General features: G+C 56.7%; 1 protein-coding gene. It reads right to left on the bottom strand.

Features of this window, described 5'->3' with window-relative positions; translation table 11 throughout:
- Positions 1-614 precede the first annotated feature (614 nt).
- Positions 615-1,298 carry an orotate phosphoribosyltransferase gene (gene pyrE, locus AAAX36_RS09410; protein ID WP_006236284.1) on the bottom strand — a complete coding sequence of 228 codons (684 nt, stop codon included), beginning with the start codon at positions 1,296-1,298 and terminating at the stop codon, positions 615-617.
- Positions 1,299-1,657: the final 359 nt, after the last annotated feature.

Genomic DNA, 1,657 nt, shown 5'->3' with positions numbered 1-1,657 from the left:
CACGGGCGGGCGCTCAAGGCCGTCGCGAGGAAGCGGCTCAGGGCGATATACGCCGTGATGCGCGACCGGGTGCCCTACCGGGAGTAGCCCCGACGGTTGACAAAACTATAGGAACACCCAATGACTAATGGCCGACCTAATAACGACTTCTCGTCATTAGGTCGGCCATTTCAGCTCTAATAACTATTTATTCCGTAAACTCGTTATTAGAATCTGGCATAGGAGGCCAGGCTCACATGTGGCACCACAGCGGAAAACAGCTTGCCCCTGCGCCAACCGAATGAGCGTTGATTTTCGGACACCTATCCAACGAGCGTGAATAATCTCCCACTTTGAGCCCACACGGGGGCCAAAAACGGGAGATTATCCACGCTCATTCCTAAGTAGTCATTGGGGACGCTCTTAAACGACCAGTCAAACAAGAACGTCCTCAATGACTACCACGGCAACGCCGATGTTTTGGCAACGCCAGCGAGCGGGTCGCATTTGTGACAAGGTGACGTGAAACGAAAGGGCGCTGACCTTCTGGTCGCGCCCTTGAAGTTGAACGTCAGATTGTCCAAATGCGGCCCGCGCAGCGTCGAGCTGTTACGGCGTTTGGTAAAACGCCGTAACTACTCCCGAGCTCCGTACTGCTCGTAGTAGGCGTCGATGGCCGTCTTGAGTTCGTCATCGATGACGACCTTGCCGTCGATCTCGTGGTTGTAGAGGGTCTCGACGACCTCGGCCATGGAAACAATGCTCGCGACGGGGAAACCGTACTTTGCCTCGATCTCCTTCTGCGCGGTGGTCACGCCGCCCTTGCCGACCTCCATGCGGTTGAGGGACACGATGAGGCCCTTGATTTCGACGTCGGCAGCAGCCTTAACCTTGGGATAGGTCTCGTCGATGGACTTGCCGCTGGTGGTAACGTCCTCGACCATGACCACGCGATCGCCGTCCTGCGGCTCATAGCCCAACAGGTTGCCCTTATCGGCACCGTGGTCCTTGGCCTCCTTGCGGTCGCAGCAGTACTTGACCTCCTTGCCGTACAGCTCGTGGTAGGCAATTGCGGTCACGACGGCCAGCGGAATACCCTTGTAGGCCGGTCCAAACAGGACATCAAAGTCGTCGCCAAAGTTATCGTGAATGGCCTGGGCGTAATACTCGCCCAGCTTCTTGAGCTGATAGCCCGTCACATAAGCGCCGGCGTTCATAAAGAACGGGGACTGACGGCCGCTCTTGAGCGTAAAGCTGCCGAACTTAAGAACGTCGGACTCGACCATGAACTTGATGAACTCTTGCTTGTAAGCCTCCATGCGGGCTCCTCTCGTAATCGCGTACGTGCTTCCAGTTTAGCGCAGGCGAAGCGTCGATGCGGGTACGCTTTGAGGCCACGGCATTCTGTAAAGGCTTTGTCAGGGGCAACGGTTTTCCGAACAATGGGGTTGACACGGCGAACCCCCTCATCAAGAATACGGGCGGATTGAAACGGGTACGAGATACCCAAAGCGCGCCGCGCCCGTCCATAAGGAGGTGTGCCATGGAAGGCAGTCATAGTCGAAAAACCTGCATGTCGACCTCGGCACGCCGCGAGGACTCCGTATTCGCATAAGCGCCACCAACCGATTGTCAAGACCACCACAAAGGTGCCTGTGAACTGCGCCCCGAAACTTGG

Origin of the sequence: Collinsella sp. CLA-ER-H10 (assembly GCF_040092475.1) — a bacterium.
Lineage (GTDB): Bacteria > Actinomycetota > Coriobacteriia > Coriobacteriales > Coriobacteriaceae > Collinsella.
This window is presented reverse-complemented; position numbering and strand designations above follow the sequence as displayed.